General features: G+C 65.9%; 13 protein-coding genes, 1 tRNA gene and 1 pseudogene. 7 read left to right on the top strand and 8 right to left on the bottom strand.

The annotated features are described in order from the left end of the window. Window positions 1-12: 12 nt before the first annotated feature. Window positions 13-1,689: a sensor histidine kinase gene (locus OL239_RS17660; RefSeq protein WP_268909985.1), complete on the bottom strand. Its 1,677-nt coding sequence runs from the start codon at window positions 1,687-1,689 to the stop codon at window positions 13-15. 250 nt (window positions 1,690-1,939) lie between these two features. On the opposite strand from OL239_RS17660, the pseudogene OL239_RS17655 reads away from it, so the two are divergent. Next, a pseudogene (locus OL239_RS17655) lies at window positions 1,940-3,831 on the top strand (ABC transporter ATP-binding protein). 28 nt (window positions 3,832-3,859) lie between these two features. On the opposite strand, the gene OL239_RS17650 reads toward OL239_RS17655, so the two are convergent. Next, window positions 3,860-3,936 (bottom strand) — tRNA-Arg (locus OL239_RS17650). 67 nt (window positions 3,937-4,003) lie between these two features. Next, entirely contained in the window at window positions 4,004-4,516 is a 513-nt protein-coding gene (locus OL239_RS17645; RefSeq protein ID WP_268909984.1) for a MarR family winged helix-turn-helix transcriptional regulator, read from the bottom strand. Between the two features lie 402 nt (window positions 4,517-4,918). Here OL239_RS17645 and OL239_RS17640 point away from each other — a divergent pair, with 402 nt between their 5' ends. Then, entirely contained in the window at window positions 4,919-6,733 is a 1,815-nt protein-coding gene (locus tag OL239_RS17640; protein WP_268909983.1) for an MMPL family transporter, read from the top strand. Window positions 6,734-6,894: 161 nt separating this feature from the next. Here the strand turns inward: OL239_RS17640 and OL239_RS17635 are convergent, their stop codons facing one another. Continuing rightward, window positions 6,895-7,512, bottom strand: a complete 618-nt coding sequence (locus tag OL239_RS17635) for a hypothetical protein (protein ID WP_268909982.1) — start codon at window positions 7,510-7,512, stop codon at window positions 6,895-6,897. Between the two features lie 83 nt (window positions 7,513-7,595). On the opposite strand from OL239_RS17635, the gene OL239_RS17630 reads away from it, so the two are divergent. The 5 genes from OL239_RS17630 to OL239_RS17610 all read left to right on the top strand — a co-directional run bounded on the left by OL239_RS17630 (window position 7,596) and on the right by OL239_RS17610 (window position 14,755). Further along, on the top strand, window positions 7,596-8,396 hold the full coding sequence (locus OL239_RS17630; RefSeq protein WP_268909981.1) for an inositol monophosphatase family protein: 801 nt from the start codon (window positions 7,596-7,598) through the stop codon (window positions 8,394-8,396). A 59-nt stretch (window positions 8,397-8,455) separates the two neighbouring features. Next, window positions 8,456-10,942 (top strand): DNA helicase PcrA, encoded by a 2,487-nt coding sequence (gene pcrA, locus OL239_RS17625; RefSeq protein ID WP_268909980.1) that lies wholly within the window; start codon window positions 8,456-8,458, stop codon window positions 10,940-10,942. Between the two features lie 209 nt (window positions 10,943-11,151). Further along, on the top strand, window positions 11,152-12,321 hold the full coding sequence (sucC, locus tag OL239_RS17620; protein WP_268909979.1) for an ADP-forming succinate--CoA ligase subunit beta: 1,170 nt from the start codon (window positions 11,152-11,154) through the stop codon (window positions 12,319-12,321). A 38-nt stretch (window positions 12,322-12,359) separates the two neighbouring features. After that, window positions 12,360-13,262, top strand: a complete 903-nt coding sequence (gene sucD, locus OL239_RS17615) for a succinate--CoA ligase subunit alpha (RefSeq protein WP_268909978.1) — start codon at window positions 12,360-12,362, stop codon at window positions 13,260-13,262. Between the two features lie 83 nt (window positions 13,263-13,345). Beyond that, a complete protein-coding gene (locus OL239_RS17610) occupies window positions 13,346-14,755 on the top strand; it encodes a sugar porter family MFS transporter (RefSeq protein ID WP_268909977.1) in 1,410 nt (469 codons plus the stop codon). Between the two features lie 128 nt (window positions 14,756-14,883). Here the strand turns inward: OL239_RS17610 and OL239_RS17605 are convergent, their stop codons facing one another. From OL239_RS17605 to OL239_RS17595, 4 genes are all read right to left on the bottom strand, one after another. Next, window positions 14,884-16,230, bottom strand: a complete 1,347-nt coding sequence (locus OL239_RS17605; RefSeq protein WP_442864173.1) for a BCCT family transporter — start codon at window positions 16,228-16,230, stop codon at window positions 14,884-14,886. Between the two features lie 31 nt (window positions 16,231-16,261). Beyond that, window positions 16,262-16,831 carry a BCCT family transporter gene (locus OL239_RS20345; RefSeq protein WP_442864172.1) on the bottom strand — a complete coding sequence of 190 codons (570 nt, stop codon included), beginning with the start codon at window positions 16,829-16,831 and terminating at the stop codon, window positions 16,262-16,264. 433 nt (window positions 16,832-17,264) lie between these two features. Continuing rightward, window positions 17,265-17,651, bottom strand: coding sequence for a hypothetical protein (locus OL239_RS17600; protein ID WP_268909976.1), 387 nt, complete (start codon window positions 17,649-17,651; stop codon window positions 17,265-17,267). Next, window positions 17,648-18,484 carry a DUF6507 family protein gene (locus OL239_RS17595; protein ID WP_268909975.1) on the bottom strand — a complete coding sequence of 279 codons (837 nt, stop codon included), beginning with the start codon at window positions 18,482-18,484 and terminating at the stop codon, window positions 17,648-17,650. The genes OL239_RS17600 and OL239_RS17595 overlap by 4 nt, the downstream gene beginning before the upstream one ends. Window positions 18,485-18,576 lie beyond the last annotated feature (92 nt).

Raw genomic sequence — 18,576 nt, 5'->3', positions numbered from 1 at the left:
GCGGAGATCCGGCTAGCGCCGCGCCGGAACCTGGACGGTGACCGTGGTGCCCCGGCCCATCACGGAGTCGATGTCCAGTTCGCCGCCGTGCTGCAGGACGATGTCCTGCACGATTGCCAGGCCGAGCCCCGTACCGGGAATCGCCGCCGCCGTGGCGTTGGATGCGCGGAAGAACCGCCGGAACAGCTTCGGGATGTCCGCCTCCGGGATTCCGATGCCGGTGTCCGCAATCCGGATCCGGATCTGCGGGCCGGAATCCGTGGTGACCGCATCGGTAAGCACCCTCACCGTCCCTCCGCGGGCCGTGAATTTCACCGCGTTGGAGAGCAGGTTCGTGAAGACCTGCTCCAGCTGCGCCTTGTCCCCTTCGACGAGGAGCGGTGCCGTCACCGGACTCAGCTGCACCGTGATTCCGTTTGCTGCCGCGGCCGGTGCCAGGGCGGCCGCCACCGTTCCCAGCAGGGCGGCCACATCGATTTCCTCGACGGCAAGACTGGTCCGGGCGTCGCTGCGGGAAATGGTCAGCAGGTCTGAAATCAGCTGGTTCAGCCGCGCTGCGTTGCGTCCCACAATGTTCAGCATCTGCACCATGTGTGGAGGAACGTCACCGGCGGAACCGTCAAGCATCAGCTCAAGGTACCCGGTAATTGAGGTCAGCGGCGTCCGCAGCTCATGGTTTACGGTGGCCACGAAATCCGTTTTGGCCTTGTCCAGTTCCCGCAGCCGGGACAGCACTTCCCGCTGCGCCGTGATGAGGTGTCCCTGCACCAGACCGTGGGCGAGGTTTCCGCAGACATGTTGGATCAGGGAAAGTTCGGTCCCGGTCCAGTGCCGCGTCCCTGTTGTGCCGGCGATCCAGATATAGCCGAGGACCTGGTCGCCGTGCGCCAGCGGCGCGAAGACGGAGGTACTGAGTTCGGCGGGGCCTGCGGCGGCCAGGATCCGCGCCTCCGGGTCAGCGGGGCCGCGGTGGTCATCCACCCGCAGCACGGTTTCCCGCTCCCAGAGCGACGAACACAGGCACTGGGCCTCTTCGAGCGGGATCGGCAGGAGACCGCCCGCCGGCGCGGACCGGTTCCAGACGGCCACCAGCTGGGGGACGCGGTCCCCGGGAAACGTCTCCATCCGGACATGGCATGCGTTGAACGTGTCACCGAGACCGCGCACCACGAGGGCCGCCATGCGTTCGGGATCATTGGTGCCGCGCAGCGCCGCGGAAATCGCCCGGGTGTCATCCCGGAGCCTGGCGGCGGCCACTTTGCGGCTCCGGGTCGCCCGGCTGCGGGCGAGGACCAGGGCCACCCGGCCGGCCAAATCCGTTTCCTGTACCTGGCCCGCAACGAAGTCGGTAATGTTGACCTGGACCATTGCCTCGACATCCAGGTCCTGGTTCCCGGACAAAAGGATCACCGGGAGGCCGGCGACGGAAGGTTCCTGCCGCAGCCGGCGCAGCTGCTCCGGCAGCGCGGAGCGCAGCATTGCCGAATCCACCACACCCAGGACGACGTCGTGATCCCGGATGAGCTTGATGGCTGCCGTTTCGTCCTCCACATGCAGCGTCCGCAGGCCCGCCGCCCGCAGAACGGTGTCCGCGGCGGCCCTCAGCTCCGCGGTGCGCACCCCCACAAGGGCAAACTGCATATCGGCGTCGCCGGACGCAGCTTCCAGTGGTTGAAGCGCCGTGGGCATGGAAACCTCTCCTTGAATGCCGGCGGCCCGGGCGGGTGCGGCGAATGGAAGTGTACCAGCGGCTCCGGTCTGCATGTGGGGCCGGGCACACCGGACTGAGATTCCGGTGCTGTTTCCCGGCGGGAGTCCGTCCCGGCGGTGCGCCCCGGCGGTGCGCCCCGCCGCTTCGACGGAGGCAGAGAGGTTCGGCGGGAATGGAGTGTCGGTGCCGAGGCTTAAACTAAAGACTGCATACAACGGAGGCGGCAATATGAGCATGGAAGGCGCAGCCTGGAGTTCCCTTCACAAGATCTCCACGGCCAGGGGCGGCGAGAACAGGATTTCCCGGGAAACGCTCCGGCGGATCATCATGTTCGCCGCGCCTTACAAGAAGCAGCTGATCGGATTCGTGCTGCTGTCCACGGTGGGGGCCTTCCTGGCCGTGGCCACTCCGGTCCTGGCCGGTGAGGTCGTTAATGCCATCGTCGCCGGTTCGGCCGCGGGGACGGTCATCCGGCTGGCGCTGCTGATTGCCGCCGTCGCCGTTGCCGATGCCGCAGTGTCGCTGGCTGTGCGCTGGTTCTCCTCCCGGATTGGGGAGCAGATCATCCTGGACCTGCGCACGGCAGTGTTTGACCACGTGCAGAAAATGCCCATCGCGTTCTTTACGCGCACCCGGACCGGAGCGCTGGTCAGCCGGCTCAACAACGACGTCATTGGTGCGCAGCAGGCCTTCAGCGGAACCCTCTCAGGTGTGGTGAGCAACGTCGTCGCGCTGGTCCTGACCCTGATCGTCATGCTGAACACGTCCTGGCAGGTGACCGTCCTGGCCATGCTGCTCCTGCCGGTCTTCCTCATCCCCGCCCGCCGGATGGGCGGGAAACTGGCGGCGCTGCGGCGGGAGGCCGCCAACCACAATGCCTCCATGGGCACACAAATGACCGAGCGGTTCTCCGCGCCCGGCGCGACTCTGGTCAAGCTGTTCGGCCGGCCCGAGCAGGAGTCGGAAGAGTTTACCGTCCGTGCGGCCAGGGTGCGCGACATTGGCGTGAAGATGGCCATGATGCAGGCCGTGTTCGTCACGGCGCTGACGCTGGTTTCGGCCCTCGCCCTGGCCCTGGTGTACGGGCTGGGCGGCTATCTGGCCCTCAACGGAAGCCTGAACACCGGCGACGTCGTCACCCTGGCCCTGCTGCTGACCCGGCTGTACGCTCCGCTGACCTCACTGGCGAACGCACGGGTGGAAATCATGAGTGCCGTGGTGAGCTTTGAACGGGTCTTCGAAATTCTCGACCTGCAACCGCTGATCAGGGAGAAGGAACACCCGGTGCCGGTGCCGCAGGGCCCGCTGGGAGTGGAGTTCGACGACGTCCGGTTCGCGTATCCGACCGCGGACAAGGTGTCGCTGGCGTCGCTGGAGGATGTCGCGGTGCTGGATTCGCGCGGCGGCGAGGAAGTGCTGCACGGAATTTCGTTCCGGGTGGAACCCGGCCAGACCGTGGCCCTGGTCGGGACCTCGGGTGCGGGAAAATCCACGATTGCCCAACTGCTCTCCCGGCTGTACGACGTCGATTCCGGAGCGGTGCGCTTTTCCGGCACCGACGTCCGCGACGTCAGCTTCAGCGCCATGCGGCAGGCCCTGGGTATGGTGACCCAGGACGGGCACCTGTTCCATGAGAGCATTCGCTCCAACCTGCTGCTGGCCAATCCCGGGGCCAGCGAGGAGCAGGTCTGGGATGCGCTGCGGCGCGCCAGGCTGGAGGATCTGATCCGGTCCCTGCCCGACGGCCTGGACACCATGGTGGGGGAGCGGGGTTACCGGCTCTCCGGGGAGAACGCCAGCGGATGACCATCGCCCGGCTGCTGCTGGCCCAGCCGCGCATCGTCATACTCGATGAAGCGACTGCGGCACTGGATTCCACCTCGGAAGCAGCCGTGCAGGCAGCACTGGGGGAAGCGCTGGAAGGACGGACCGCCGTCGTCATTGCGCACCGGCTTTCCACGATCCGCAACGCGGACAGAATCCTTGTCGTGGAGGGCGGACGCATCGCCGAGCAGGGAACCCACGCTGAACTTCTGCAGCTGGGCGGCCGGTACGCGGAACTGCACGGCACGCAGTTCGCTGTGGAGACGGTCTCGGACGAGGACGCGGTCCGCGGCTAACCCGACGAGCGCCGGACCGCAGTGATTGTGGTGCCCCCGGCCGGAATCGAACCGACGACCTGCCCTTTAGGAGAGGGCCGCTCTATCCTACTGAGCTACGAGGGCGTGCCGCCGGATTGGCCGGCAGGCGGTTATCAGCTTACCTGTTTCTGCGGTCCGCGTGCGGCACCCGTTACGGTGCGTGTTGTTCCGGGACCGAGCCCGGGGTGGTGCGGGGCGAGGCAAGCGCCTCTTGATGGGCAGCATAGGCTTCGCGCATGTCGCCCATGAACCGGAGCACCGTTTCGAGTTCCTCAGTGGAATACCGGCTCATGACATCATCGGTGAGGGCTCCCAGGGGGCCGAAATAGGCCGCCGCCAGCTTCATGGCGAGCGGCTCGAAGTGCAGAGTGACCTTTCTTCGGTCGGCATGGCCGCGGTTGCGGTGGATATGCCCAATCCGCTCCAGACGGTCGATGACCGCCGTCGTCGCTCCCGTGGAGGTGCCCAGCAGGGTGCTGAGCCTGCCGGCCGTGAGGGGTTCCTGTCGTGTTTCAGCCTCCATGATCAGCGTGAGTGCCCGCATGTCGGTTGCATTGAGGCCTTCACGGTGCGCAAAAGTGTCCGCGACACGCTGGCCGTCCAAGGCCATGCCGCGGATCCCTTTGACGATATTCCGCCGCAGATCATTGTGCTCCACCCTCATATCGTAACTCTATGTTGAAGTATCTCTATAAGTGAGATACTTTTTCGAGGAGATACTTTATTGCACCAGGAGCAGACATGAACGCAGGGATTGTGAAATCGGCCAAAGCGGCCTGGATCACGCTGCTGCTGAGCCTTGCGGTCGTCATTGGCCTCTTTGCTTTGCCGGCACAGGAAAACGAGGCATCCACAGTGGGCGGCCTGGACGAGGAGTACCAGACGACCCAGGTTAATGAACTCCTGGAGGAATTTCCCGACGCCCAGGAATCCACCGCTCTGATCGTGGTGGCCCGGGAAGACGGAGGCGCCCTCACCGACGCCGACCAGGCCGCTATAGCTGACATCAACGCGGCGGCCGCAGAGCTTGGGGCTGAGGGGCCCCCCGCCGCAGGTGCCCCCAATCGTGTCCGAGAACAAGCAGGTTGGCCTGGTTCCGGTTACCCTGCAGGCGGCAGCCGACGACGGCGATGCCGTCTCCGCGGAGGTGGAAAGCCTGCGCGGGGGAATATCCGAGGCTGCTCCTGACGGACTCACCGCACAACTGACCGGCGGAGCCGCCTTTAGCGCAGACCTGGCCGGAGTCTTCTCCGGTGCCAATTTTGTTCTGCTCACCGTCACGGCCGGCGTCGTGGCGCTGCTGCTGCTCATTACCTACCGGTCGCCGTGGCTGTGGCTGGTGCCGCTGGCTGTGGTGGCAACCATCGAACAGGCAGCCCTGAAGGTCGTTGACCTGCTGGCACCGGTGGTGGGCATCGACGTGGACCCCTCCGCCGTCGGCATTACCAGCGTGCTGGTCTTCGGCGCCGCCACCAACTACGCCCTCCTGCTGATCGCGCGCTACCGGGAAGAGCTCCGCATCCATGAGTCCAAGTACGCGGCCATGGGCAAGGCGCTCCGCCGGACCAGGGAAGCCATCATCGCCTCCGGCGGCACCGTCATCCTGGCCCTGCTCGTGCTGCTCTTCACCGACACCATGAGCTACCGCGGCCTGGGGTTCTCTGCCGCCACCGGGATTGTCCTGGCCATCCTCAGCGCCCTCTTTATCCTGCCGGCCGCCCTGGTGCTGTTTGGACGCAAACTCTTTTGGCCGTTTGTGCCCAAGGTTGGCGACCCGGCCCGCGAGGGCAAGTTCTGGGGCAGGCTCGGCGAGGCCACGGCCCGCGCACCCAAACGGATTGCCGGCGCCGCCGTCGTCGTCCTGCTGGCCGCCGGCGGGCTGCTCTTCAACGTGCAGATCGGCCTGAGCGAAAACGAGCAGTTCACCGAAAAGCCGCAGGCCGTCACGGCCGCCGAAACCCTGGCCGAAGGATTCCCGGCAGGATCCTCCTCGCCGGTGATCGTGCTGGTGAACTCCGACAGCGCCGACGCCGCCATCGAGGAGCTCTCAACGCTGGAGAGCGTGTCCGGAGCCGAAGCGGCCTCCGAGCATGACGGGCTCACCCGCATTGACGTGATCGACAGCTACGAACCGGGTACTGACGAAGCAAACACCTTCATCGAGGAACTGCGCACCGATCTGGCGGCCACCCCGGAGTACGGTGCCCTGGTAGGCGGCGAAGCAGCGGAACGGGTGGACCAGCTCGCGGCGAACCAGCATGACCTCAACCTGGTGGTGACTTCCGTGATCATCCTGGTGTTCCTGGTCCTCGTGGTGCTGCTGCGCAGCCTCGTGGCTCCGGTGCTGCTGGTGGCCTCGGTGCTCCTGACGTTTGTTGCGAGCACCGGCATCAGCTGGTTCCTGTTCGTGAACGTCCTGGGCTTCCCCGCACTGGACACCCTCACGCTGCTGTACTCGTTCATCTTCCTGGTAGCCCTGGGTGTGGATTACAACATCTTCCTGACCACCCGGGCACGGGAGAACGCCATGACCATGGGCACCAAGCAGGGCATGCTCAGCGCGCTGCGCTCCACCGGCGGCGTTATCACCAGCGCCGGCATCCTGCTGGCCGCCGTGTTCGCCGTCCTCGGCGTGCTGCCCCTGGTCACGCTGACCCAGGTGGGCATCACCGTCGCCATCGGTGTCCTGCTGGACACCCTGGTGGTCCGGACAGTGATTGTTCCGGCCCTGGCCTTCACCCTGGGCGAGAAGTTCTGGTGGCCGTCCAAGCCGGCAGGCAAGAGCGGGACCGGCGGCCGGCACGAGGCGCAGCCGGGCAGCGACCCGGGCCCGGCCCTGGAGTCGGCACCGGCCGGTGCGCACCGCGCTAACACGCAGTAACCGAACGCGCAGCAGCAGGCGCGGCGCAGCGGTTCAGCTGCGGAGTGTCAAACAGGAGAGGTCCCGCCCGGAAGATTCCGGGCGGGACCTCTCCTGTTGGGTTCCAGTTCCTGGGTTTATTCCACGGCCCCTGTGCCCGGGGGTCTCTGCGCCTAGGGCGGCTACGGAGCCGGGGGAGCGGGCCGGCGCCTGCCGAACACGGCCACGACAGCCGCCGCCAGGCTCAGGGCGAACAGCACCCAGCGGGCTACCGTCAGCACGCTGGCCAGTGCCGCATCTCCGCTGCTCAGAGTCTCCGCTCCCAGGGCGGCATCAATGGCGACGTTCTCCCACAGGTCAACGATGACGAACAGGATCGGTGCCGCCCACAGCACCCAGCGCCGCATCCTGCCGCGGGCGTTCAGCCCGATGATCAGCAGCCAGGTGAAGCCGAACATGAGCGGGAAAATCGTCCCTGCGGTCTTGTGCACGTAGCTGAGCTGGCCCAAAGCATCCTCGTCCATGACGGAGCGCAGATCGTTCAGGTACTCCATGCTGTAACCGCCAACCAGGGAATCAGGCATGGACATGCCGTCGGCAAGCTGGGTCATTTGGTTGAGCACCAGCAGGTGCAGGTAGAAGAACATAAACAGCGTGGTGGCCACCGCTGCTATCAGGATCAGGTTCGCATTGTTCTTGGCCTGCTGCGGTGAGCGCTGCACGGTTTGGTTAGCTAAGCGCGGGGGCAGGACAGCCTTCCCGCCGTGCTTCGCCGCCCGCTGTGCCGGAGTTTTTCCCATACCTAACAGTATCGCCGTACGCGGGGGCAACTTTGGGCCGCCGTTCATGCCCCGGGGCAACTTTGGCCCGATAGGCTGGCCCGATGAGTGTTCACGCCACAAAGGATGACTTTTTTCTTGCCGCAGAGCTGGTGCGCGACGCCGGGGCGCTGGCCCTGCGCATGCGCTCGCAGGGGCTGACGGCCACTGCCAAAACCACGGTGTCCGACGTCGTGACTGCTGCCGACCATGCCGCGGAGAAGCTGGTGGTGGACAGGCTCCGCAGGCTGCGGCCCGACGACGGGATCGTGGGGGAGGAAGGCGCCAGCGTCACCGGCACCTCCGGCCGGTCCTGGGTTATCGACCCGGTGGACGGCACCTACAACTTCTTTGCCGGGTCCACCTACTGGTGTTCGGCCCTTGCCCTGAAGGCCGACGAACCCGAATCGCCGGAGGGGGACGCCGAGGTCCTGCTGGGAGCGGTCTACCAACCCCAGGAAGACCGGCTGTGGCTCGGCGGGGAGGATCATCCGGCAACCCTGAACGGTGAGCCGCTTCCCCTGCTGGAGGATGCGCCCCTGGACCGGCTGAGTGCCGGCACCTATCTGCACCCCACCTGGCTGCTGCGCCCGGAAGTAGCCGGCCCCTGGACTGCCGCCGCTGCCCGGACTGCCACGATCCGCATGCTGGGGTCGGGCTCCTGCGATCTGGGCGGAGTCGCCTCCGGCCGGCTGGGCGCCTGGTTCCAGCACAGCTGCCCGGAATGGGACTGGCTGCCTGGCAAGGCCATTGTGCGTGCCGCCGGCGGCAGCACCGCCGTCGTCGTGGTGCGGGGTTTCCGCTGGCACATCGCCGGCCCGGCCGCCGCTGTACGCGAAATCAGCGGCGCCCTGGCCTCCGCCTAGCTTCGGGGGTGTGGACCCGCCGGAAAAGGTCGGCGGCAGCACCTAGACTTAAGAACACCATGGACTATCTTTTTGATCCGTACTTTTCAGCCACCAAAACGGACCCTGCCCGGGCCGGCGACGCCGGGGCGGGCGACGGCGAGGCGGAAACCGGCCGTCCCGCCGAGCGCCCGGGGGCAGTGCCCCGCGTGGATGAGCAGCGGGCGGCGGACCTGCTCCAGGGGCTGAACCCGCAGCAGGAGGAGGCCGTCAAGCACGGCGGCTCGCCGCTGCTCATCGTCGCCGGGGCGGGGTCCGGAAAAACCCGGGTGCTGAGCCACCGGATCGCGTACCTGATGGCCACCGGGCGCTCCAATCCCGGGCAGATCCTGGCAATCACCTTCACGAACAAGGCCGCCGCGGAAATGCGCGAACGGATTGAGGCGCTGGTGGGCGGCGTCGCCAAAACCATGTGGATCTCCACCTTCCACTCCTCCTGCGTGCGGATCCTGCGCCGGGAAGCCAAAACGGTGGGCATGAACTCGAACTTCTCGATTTACGACTCCGCCGATTCGCTGCGGCTGATCACGCTGGTGGCCAAGGGCCTGGACCTGGATCCCAAGCGCTTTACGCCCAAAATGATCATGCACAAGATCTCCGCGCTGAAGAACGAGCTGATCGACGATGAGTCCTTCGCCGCTTCCGCCAACCTCGCCGACCCGTTCGAGCAGGCCGTCGCGGAAGTGTACAAGGGCTACACGGAGCGCATGCGCTCGGCCAACGCCATGGACTTTGACGACCTGATTGCGCAGACGGTGTACATGTTCCGCGCCTTCCCGGGGGTTGCCGAGTACTACCGGCGCCGCTTCCGCCACATCCTGGTGGACGAGTACCAGGACACCAACCACGCCCAGTACGCCCTGGTGCGGGAACTGGTGGGCGTGCCCGGGGAGGGCAGCGCCCTCGACATTCCGCCGGCCGAACTGACGGTGGTGGGTGACTCCGACCAGTCCATTTACGCCTTCCGCGGAGCCGATGTGCGCAACATCGTGGATTTCGAGAAGGACTATCCCTCGGCGCGGACCATCCTGCTGGAGCAGAACTACCGGTCCACCCAGAACATCCTGAATGCGGCCAACGCGGTGATTTCCCGCAATCCCAACCGGCCCGAGAAGCGTCTGTGGACGGCCGAGGGCAGCGGCGAGAAAATCACCGGCTATGTGGGTGAAAACGAGCATGAAGAAGCACGGTTCATCGCGGAGGAAATCGACCGCCTGCAGGACGAGGAAAACCTGCGCCCGGGCGATGTCGCCGTGTTCTACCGCACCAACGCCCAGTCCCGCTCCCTTGAAGACGTCCTCGTCCGGGTGGGGCTGCCGTACAAGGTGGTGGGCGGCACCCGGTTTTACGAGCGCAAGGAAATCAAGGACGCACTCGCCTACCTGCGGGTCCTGGTGAACTCCGACGACGTCGTGAACCTGCGCCGGATCCTGAATGAACCCAAGCGCGGCATCGGTGACCGGGCCGAATATTCGGTGGCGGCCCTGGCGGAACGGGAACGAATTTCCTTCATGGCTGCCCTGCGGCGGGCCGGAGAAGCCCCCGGGCTCGCAACGCGCTCCCTGAATGCGGTCAACGGTTTCGTCAAGCTCATCGATGACCTCTCGGAAGTGGCCAGCGGCTCCGGTGCCGCCGCCGCCCTCGAAGCGGTGCTGGAACAAACCGGCTACCTGGCCCAGCTGCGGTCCTCCGCGGATCCGCAGGACGAGTCGCGGGTGGAGAACCTCGCGGAGCTCGTGGCAGTGGTCCGCGAATATGAAAAGGAGAACCCGGAGGGATCGCTGGGGGAATTCCTCGAACAGGTGTCGCTCGTGGCCGATGCCGATTCCATTCCCGACGCCCCGGAAGGCTCCGCCGAGGAAGTGGCCGCCGCCGTCGAGGAATCCCGCCGCCAGGGCGTGGTCACCCTGATGACGCTGCACACCGCCAAGGGCCTGGAGTTCCCGGTGGTCTTCCTCACCGGCATGGAGCAGGGACTGTTCCCGCACCAGCGTTCCGCCACGGATCCGGCCGAACTGGCCGAGGAGCGCCGCCTCGCCTATGTGGGCCTGACCCGGGCCCGGAAGCGCCTGTACATCACGCGCTCGGAAGTGCGCAGCATGTGGGGGCAGAGCCAGTACAACCCGGCCAGCCAGTTTGTCGGCGAGATTCCGGGGGAACTGATCGACTGGAAGCGCGAGGGCATGGACCGGCCCACCTGGGGCGGCAGCTCCGGCTCCGGCTCCAGCCGTTACGGCGGATCATCCTGGGGCGCCGGGGCACCCTCGGTCTCCGGCACCGGAGGCAGCATTTCCGCAGCTCCCGTGTCCAAAGCCATCGGCCGGGTGCAGCCGCAGAAAGAGGTCATTTCGGTTGGCGTGGGAGACAAGGTCAACCACACCACCTTTGGCTCCGGGACCGTGCTGGCCGTGGAGGGTGCGGGGGACAAAACGGTGGCAAAGGTAAAGTTCGACGCCGGCGAGAAGCGCCTGCTGCTGCGCTACGCCCCGCTGACCAAGGAGTCCTGACGCCCGCCCGCGCCGTCCCCGTCATAACCCACGCGCCTCAAATTCTACAAACCATAGAACTGTGCGCTTAATCACTAAAGAGGTAGTCTGGGGGCGGCGTTGGATGCCGAGCGACTAAAGTTCCAGTGGGGCAGACCGGCATGACGCATCTGCTTCGGCGATCATCTGATCGAATGTAAACCTACTTCGACGTAGAAGGACACTAGCCCGTGGACCTGTTTGAATATCAGGCGCGCGATATGTTTGAGGCGCACGGTGTACCCGTGCTTGCCGGAATCGTGGCGCACACTCCTGAAGAAGCCAAAGCTGCAGCCGAGAAGATTGGCGGCGTAGTTGTCGTCAAAGCACAGGTCAAGGTCGGTGGCCGAGGCAAGGCCGGCGGCGTCAAGGTCGCAAAGACCGCTGACGAGGCGTTCTCCTACGCTTCGGACATCCTCGGCATGGACATCAAGGGCCATACCGTCAACACCGTGATGATCGCCCAGGGCGCAGACATTGCCGAGGAGTTCTACTTCTCCGTTCTTCTGGACCGCGCCAACCGCAACTACCTGGCCATGTGCTCGGTGGAAGGCGGCATGGAAATCGAGGTCCTCGCCGTCGAGCGCCCCGACGCCCTGGCCCGCGTTGCCGTTGATCCCGCCGTCGGCATCGACTCCGCCAAGGCCGAAGAAATCGTTGACGCCGCCGGGTTTGCTCCCGAACTGCGCGAAGGCGTCATCAACGCGATCCTCAAGCTGTGGGACGTCTTCGTCAAGGAAGACGCCACCCTCGTTGAGGTCAACCCGCTGGTCAAGACCGGCAACGGCGAGATCCTGGCCCTCGACGGCAAGGTCTCCCTGGACGAGAACGCCGACTTCCGCCAGCCCGGCCACGCCGCCCTGGAAGACAAGGACGCCGCCGATCCGCTGGAGGCCAAGGCCAAGGCCAACGACCTCAACTACGTCAAGCTTGACGGCCAGGTCGGCATCATCGGCAACGGTGCGGGTTTGGTCATGTCCACGCTCGACGTCGTCGCCTACGCCGGCGAGAAGCACGGCAACGTCAAGCCGGCCAACTTCCTGGACATCGGCGGCGGAGCTTCCGCGTCCGTCATGGCTGCCGGCCTGGACGTCATTCTCAATGACGAGCAGGTTCGCTCCGTGTTCGTGAACGTTTTCGGCGGCATCACCGCCTGTGACGCAGTGGCCAACGGCATTGTCAAGGCCCTGGAAATCCTCGGCGACGAAGCCAACAAGCCGCTGGTCGTCCGCCTTGACGGCAACAACGTCGAAGAAGGCCGCCGCATCCTGGCCGACGCCAACCACCCGCTGGTCACGCTGGCCACCACCATGGACGAAGGCGCCGACAAGGCTGCCGAGCTCGCTTACGCCGCTCGCTGACCCCAGCCTGTCGAACCTTTTAGAAAGAGAATCCCCTTATGTCTATCTTTTTGAACAAGGACTCCAAGGTCATCGTTCAGGGCATCACCGGCGGCGAAGGAACCAAGCACACCGCCCTGATGCTCAAGGCCGGAACCCAGGTTGTCGGCGGCGTTAACGCCCGCAAGGCCGGTACCACGGTCACCCACGGCGACGTGGAACTGCCCGTCTTCGGCACCGTCACCGAGGCCATTGACAAGACCAGCGCCGATGTTTCCATCGTCTTCGTGCCGCCGGCCTTCACCAAGGACGCCGTCATGGAAGCGATCGACGCCGGCATCGGCCTCGTCGTCGTCATCACCGAAGGTGTCCCCGTGCAGGACTCCGCCGAGTTCTGGGCCCACGCCCAGTCCAAGGTTGATGCTGACGGCAACCAGGTCACCCGCATCATCGGGCCGAACTGCCCGGGCATCATCACGCCGGGTGAGGCGCTGGTGGGCATCACCCCGAACAACATCACCGGCAAGGGCCCGATCGGCCTGGTCTCCAAGTCCGGCACCCTGACCTACCAGATGATGTACGAACTGCGGGACCTGGGCTTCTCCACCGCAATCGGCATCGGCGGCGACCCTGTCATCGGCACCACGCACATCGACGCCCTGGCTGCGTTCGAAGCTGACCCCGAGACCAAGGCCATCGTCATGATCGGCGAAATCGGCGGGGACGCTGAAGAGCGTGCCGCCGAGTTCATCAAGGCCAACGTCACCAAGCCCGTTGTCGGCTACGTTGCAGGCTTCACCGCTCCCGAAGGCAAGACCATGGGCCACGCAGGCGCCATCGTCTCCGGTTCCGCAGGAACCGCACAGGCCAAGAAGGAAGCCCTCGAGGCTGCCGGCGTGAAGGTCGGCAAAACGCCGTCCGAGACCGCCACCCTGCTGCGCGAAGTTTACGCAGCCCTCTAGTACACACACGCACACAGCCCCCGTCGACCGGAGTCCGGCCGACGGGGGTTTTGTGCGCTTGGATATAAGCAGAAAGACACCAGATGTCCGCACTTCTTTCCCCCGGAGGGGCTGCGAAACAGGGAGGCAGCCGCCACCGCGGCGCCCTGGGCCGCGCCTCCTGGATCGCCACTTTGGGCGGGTTCCTGTTCGGTTATGACACCGGAGTCATTAATGGAGCGCTGCCCTTCATGCAGGATGACCTGGGGCTGACACCGTTCACCGAAGGCCTGATCACATCCAGCCTGCTGTTCGGAGCGGCCTTCGGCGCGGTCCTGGCGGGCCAGCTCGCCGACCGCTTCGAGCGGCGCCGGCTGCTGATGGTGCTGGCCATGGTCTTTCTGGCCGGCGCGCTGGGCACCGCGGTGGCTCCCTCCGTCGGTCTGATGGTCGCTGCACGCGTAGTCCTCGGCCTCGCAGTGGGCGGGGCGTCCGCCGTCGTACCCATGTTCCTCTCCGAGATCGCACCGGCGGACCGCCGCGGGCAGATGGTGACCCGGGACCAGCTGATGATCGTCACCGGCCAGCTGGCGGCCTTCACCACCAATGCCGTGATCGGCAATGTGTGGGGCGAGGAGAACCATGTTTGGCGCTGGATGCTGGCCGTGGCGTCGCTGCCCGCCATCGCCCTGTGGATTGGCATGAAATTTGTGCCGGAGAGTCCGCGGTGGCTCGCGGCGCAGGGCCGCTACCCGCAAATGATGGCGGTGCTGCAGAAAATCCGCAGCTCAGAGGACGCTCAGTCCGAATACGACGGCGTCCGCGCCCTGGCAAGCCACGAAACCACCCGCCGGGGGTCGTTAAAGGACTTCGCCGAGCCCTGGTTGTTCCGGGTGCTGCTGATTGGCATGGGGATGTCGGTGGTCCAGCAGATCACGGGCGTGAACGCGATCGTGTACTACGGCACGCAGATCCTGGCCGACGCCGGGTTCGGCACCGAGGCTGCGCTGACCGCCAACATTGCCAACGGCGTAGTAAGCGTGGCGGCTGCCATTCTGGGCATTTGGCTGCTTGGAAAGGTGGGCCGGCGGCCGATGCTCATCACCGGGCTGATCGGGACGTCAACCACGCTGCTGCTCATCGGCATTGCATCGATGACCATGGCCGAAGGAACTGCCCGCGGGTTTGTGGTGCTGTCCCTGACCGTACTGTTCCTGGCGTTCCAGCAGGGATCCATTTCGCCGGTGACCTGGCTGATGATCGCGGAGATCTTCCCGCTGCGGGTCCGGGGCCTGGGCATGGGGCTGTCGGTGTTCGTGCAGTGGATGGCCAACTTCGCCGTCGGCTTCTCGTTCCCCATGCTGATGGCAGGGCTGGGGATCTCCAGTACGTTCTTTATCTTCGTGGCCCTGGGCCTGTGCGCCATCCTGTTCGTGCGCCGTTTCATGCCGGAGACGCAGGGCAAGTCCCTTGAACAGCTGGAAACCGAGCTGAAGGCAGCAGGAGCCAAGTAGGATCCGGTTTCGGGGCCCTATCCCGTACATCACGGCCGGACAAAAAAACAGGGGCCTGCTGCCGATGAAAACGGCAGCAGGCCCTGTTTTACGCGGGCCCGGAGCGGCTGCTCCCGCGGTCCCTTCGGTTAGCCGCGCGGCGGCAGCGACCCGCCGTCGTTCACGGCTTTCGGCGAGGGGGCCGGACGGGCCGGAACCGGAGCGGGAGCCAGGACGTCGTGCGCCGACGTGTCGTGTTCCTGCGTGGCGAGGTCGAAGGTTGACCCTCCGTGTTCGTCCACGCCGGCGGCGATGGCACGCTCCACCACCGACTTGGCGAGCTGCCGGCGCAGGGCCAGCGGATCCCTGGCCAGATCCCGTGCCAGCGCTACCGTCATCAGCAGCATCACGAGGGCAAACGGCAAAGCTGCCACGATGGTGATCCGCTGCAGCGCATCCAGTGCCGCAGAGGGGTCGTTCCCTCCGGCCAGAAGCATCACCGCTGCCACGGCGCCGGTCAGCACACCCCAGAAAATGACGACGCCGCGCGCCGGCTTTTCGGATCCGTTGGAGCTCAGCGACGCCATGACGATGGAGGCGGAATCGGCTCCGGTGACAAAGAAGATGCCGATCAGGACCATTGCGAGGATCCCGACAACCGCCGCGATCAAGTTGGGCAGAGGCAGCAGGGCGAAGAGCTCGAAGAGCGCCGCGTCCGAGCCGGCAGCAGCCACCAGCGCGTCAGCTTCGCCCGTTGAAGCGCTCTGCGCCGTGCCGATGGCGGCGCCGCCGAAGATGGAGAACCAGAGAATGGTCACCGTGAAGGGGACCAGCAGGACACCGGTCACGAACTGCCGGATGGTGCGGCCCCGGCTGATCCGGGCGATGAACATTCCCACGAACGGCGTCCAGGAGAGCCACCAGGCCCAGTAGAAGATGGTCCAGCCGGAGAGCCAGTCACGCATGCCTTCGTCCCCGACGGCCTCGGTCCGTGAAGCCATTTCCGCCATGTTGCCGGCGTACTCCGCAATGGCGGAGGGGATGACGTTGAGGATAAACAGAGTGGGTCCTGCGATAAAGACGATGATCGCCAGCACCAGGGCAAGACCCATGTTGATATTGGAGAGCCACTGAATGCCCCGGGAGATCCCGGACATGGCCGACGCGACGAAGAGTGCGGTGAGGACTGCAACAATGCCCACCAGGACGCTGGTGCCGACAGCGCCGATGGCGCCGGTCGATTCCAGGCCGCTGCCGATTTGCAGGGCGCCCAGGCCGAGCGAGGCTGCGGTGCCGAACAGTGTCGCGAAAATGGCGAAAATGTTCAGGACCTTGCCCAGCGGACCATCCACGCGCGCCCTGCCGAAGAGGGAGGTGAAGGCGGAGGAAATGAGCTGTTTGCGGCCCAGCCGGTAGCTGCCGTATGCCATTGCGATACCGACGATGGCGTACATGGCCCAGGGATGAAGGCCCCAATGGAAGACCGAGGTGGCCATCGCCGTCCGCACCGCTTCCGGGGTTTCGCCGTCAACGCTCCCGGGGAGGTGAGACGTAGTGGAACAGAGGCTCGGCCACGCCGTAGAACATCAGGCCGATGCCCATGCCGGAGGCGAACATCATGGAAATCCAGGACAGCGTGCTGTACTCGGGCTCCTCGTCGTCCTTGCCCAGCGGAATTCTGCCGAACCGTCCGAGAGCGAGCCACAGGACGTAAACCACAAAGAAGGAGGCCAGCAGGACAAACAGCCACCCGGTGTTCTTCATGACCCAGTCCAGCGCCGTCTGCGAGCTCGTGGCCAGCGAGTCCCGGCCGTAGAAGCCCCACAGAATGAAGGCAATGGCCAGGACACCGGTGACTCCGAAGAGCACCTTGTCCAGCTTGGCGGGGATCTCCCTGCTGCGGGCGGTCTCGTGCGCGCGCTCGGTCTCCCGGAGCTGCGCCAGGAGCTCCTGGTCCGGATCGCTGTCAGGCTCACCGGCCCCGTGGACGTAGTTCTGCGATGCCGCTGTTTCCGTATCCGAGCCGCGGCGGATTGCTCCGGCGCGTCCTTCCGGCCCCGGCCCCGGTGAGGGGACGGGCTCAGTCATGTTAGCCATAGGCCTTCCTTGTGTTAACGGAAGATATGCCCGGTTCCCGCAGGAGTCATCGGGCAGCTTCAGAAGAGAGGGCCGGCCCCGGATTCGCAGGAGAATTCGTCTGCGGGCTTGGCTCTACCGGGTGAAGAAAGCGACGCTGCCCCTCTTTTGCGTTTCTTCCGTACCTGGTAAATCGTGGTGCGTAGTCTCTATTAGAGTTTCCCGCTTACCCGGGCAAGTCAAATTAGGAAAGGCTCCGGCAGCGCCCCGAAGGCCCGGCGGAGCGCCGGAAAAAGGACGTTCCCGGGCGACGCGGGGCAGCTAAACGGGCGTTAACGTGGTGAAACAGACATGCCCGCCAGCTTTTCAAGAGCACGGATGCAGTGGTCTTCGGCGGCCGTCAGGTCCCGGGCCAGCTGATTGGCGCGCGTCTGCAAAAGCTGCCCGGCAAGGGTTAGGGAGTAACCATCCCTGCCGGCTGGACACCTCCACCGGCGACGGGCTGCTCCCTCTCCTGCAGTTGTTCCATATCGTCCTGCAGCTCCAGGCACTGCCGGCGGATGCCTTCGACGGCGGCGGCGAATGTCTCGAGGGCTTCCGCCGCACGGGAACCCGCGGCGGCGAGGGCTTGTCCGTCATGCCGCGGCCTGTCCATCGCGCGGTGCACCTGCTGCTGTTCAGGGGCCGTATAAGCCCCGGCCAGGAAGGACCAGGCGGAATGGGCCAGCTGCATGGTTTCACCGGCGTCGGAAGTGTGCTTTCGGAGCGCTGCAGCGGCTTTGAGGAGTTCCGGCGCGGCAGGCAGACGGGCTGTGCCGCTTAGATCGATGGACGCGCTCACGTCATGCCCCACTTTCCGCCGGAGTTTCCTCCGGGAAGGGTTTCATATCCAATCAGGGGTACGGCCAAGGGCAGCGGCTTGACCTCCAGCGGCCAGTGATGAACGTACCCCGGATCCGGGAACAGGCCCGGAAGAGGCTTGGCCGGCCACCAGGGGAACCTGCCGCGGGGCGGGATACCCGGCTCCGGCCACCGGGGAAACCAACAGCCGGGAGGATAGGCCGGACCCGGCAGCCAGGGAAGCCGGCTGCCGGGAGGATAGGCCGGCTCCGGCCACCGTGGAAACCAGCCGTGGGGCGGGCAGCCCGGGCGGGGCCACCGGGGAAACCAGCCGCCGGGGCGCGGCGGGCTCCCCGGGCATGGGAAATACAGCCGCAGCATCAGGTCACGGGCAACGATGATGGGCGGCCGCCCCGGAAGTGCCGGACGAAACAGCCACTCCGCGGGAGCCCGCCGCGCCGGCGGGACGACGGGAAGAACTGCGGGCGGCGGGGCTGCGTCCGGCCGTTTTCCGGCTGCGTCAGGAACGGCGGCCGCGGCAGCTTCGGCCCGGGACCTCATTTCTTCGTCGGCGCGCAAATACTCGGTGACCGCCTCCGTGACGCCCAGCGCTGCACCTTCGGCGCGGGCCAGGAGCGACCGCAGATCCGGCAGAAGTTCCCCCGCGCTGAAAGCGGTGAAGACGCGGGCCACGCGGCCGGCACCAAGGGCGGTCTCCACGGCGTCGGCGCTGCGCTGCAGGCCGGCGGGAACAGCGGACAGAACCCTGAGCTCTGCCTGCGTCTTCCGGACCGCGTCCATCACAGCGGCGGTGTCGATGTCGTACGCAACCATCGCTTCTCCCTTCCCTTGCCGGCGGTGCGCTCAATCTAACCGAGTCCGGGAAACGGACATACCGAAGTGCTGAGCCTGTGGACAAGCCGGAG

The sequence above is a fragment of the Arthrobacter sp. ATA002 genome (genome assembly GCF_026898095.1).
GTDB lineage: Bacteria > Actinomycetota > Actinomycetes > Actinomycetales > Micrococcaceae > Arthrobacter_B.
The sequence above is the reverse complement of the archived record's forward strand: the minus strand, read 5'-3'. Positions and strand labels throughout refer to the sequence as shown.

Coding starts and splice junctions, on each gene's coding strand:
- OL239_RS17660 (WP_268909985.1), bottom strand. CDS start 1,689: ATGCCCACGGCGCTTCAACCACTGGAAGCTGCGTCCGGCGACGCCGAT.
- OL239_RS17645 (WP_268909984.1), bottom strand. CDS start 4,516: ATGAGGGTGGAGCACAATGATCTGCGGCGGAATATCGTCAAAGGGATC.
- OL239_RS17635 (WP_268909982.1), bottom strand. CDS start 7,512: ATGGGAAAAACTCCGGCACAGCGGGCGGCGAAGCACGGCGGGAAGGCT.
- OL239_RS17630 (WP_268909981.1), top strand. CDS start 7,596: ATGAGTGTTCACGCCACAAAGGATGACTTTTTTCTTGCCGCAGAGCTG.
- pcrA (WP_268909980.1), top strand. CDS start 8,456: ATGGACTATCTTTTTGATCCGTACTTTTCAGCCACCAAAACGGACCCT.
- sucD (WP_268909978.1), top strand. CDS start 12,360: ATGTCTATCTTTTTGAACAAGGACTCCAAGGTCATCGTTCAGGGCATC.
- OL239_RS17610 (WP_268909977.1), top strand. CDS start 13,346: ATGTCCGCACTTCTTTCCCCCGGAGGGGCTGCGAAACAGGGAGGCAGC.
- OL239_RS17605 (WP_442864173.1), bottom strand. CDS start 16,230: ATGGCCACCTCGGTCTTCCATTGGGGCCTTCATCCCTGGGCCATGTAC.
- OL239_RS20345 (WP_442864172.1), bottom strand. CDS start 16,831: ATGGCTAACATGACTGAGCCCGTCCCCTCACCGGGGCCGGGGCCGGAA.
- OL239_RS17595 (WP_268909975.1), bottom strand. CDS start 18,484: ATGGTTGCGTACGACATCGACACCGCCGCTGTGATGGACGCGGTCCGG.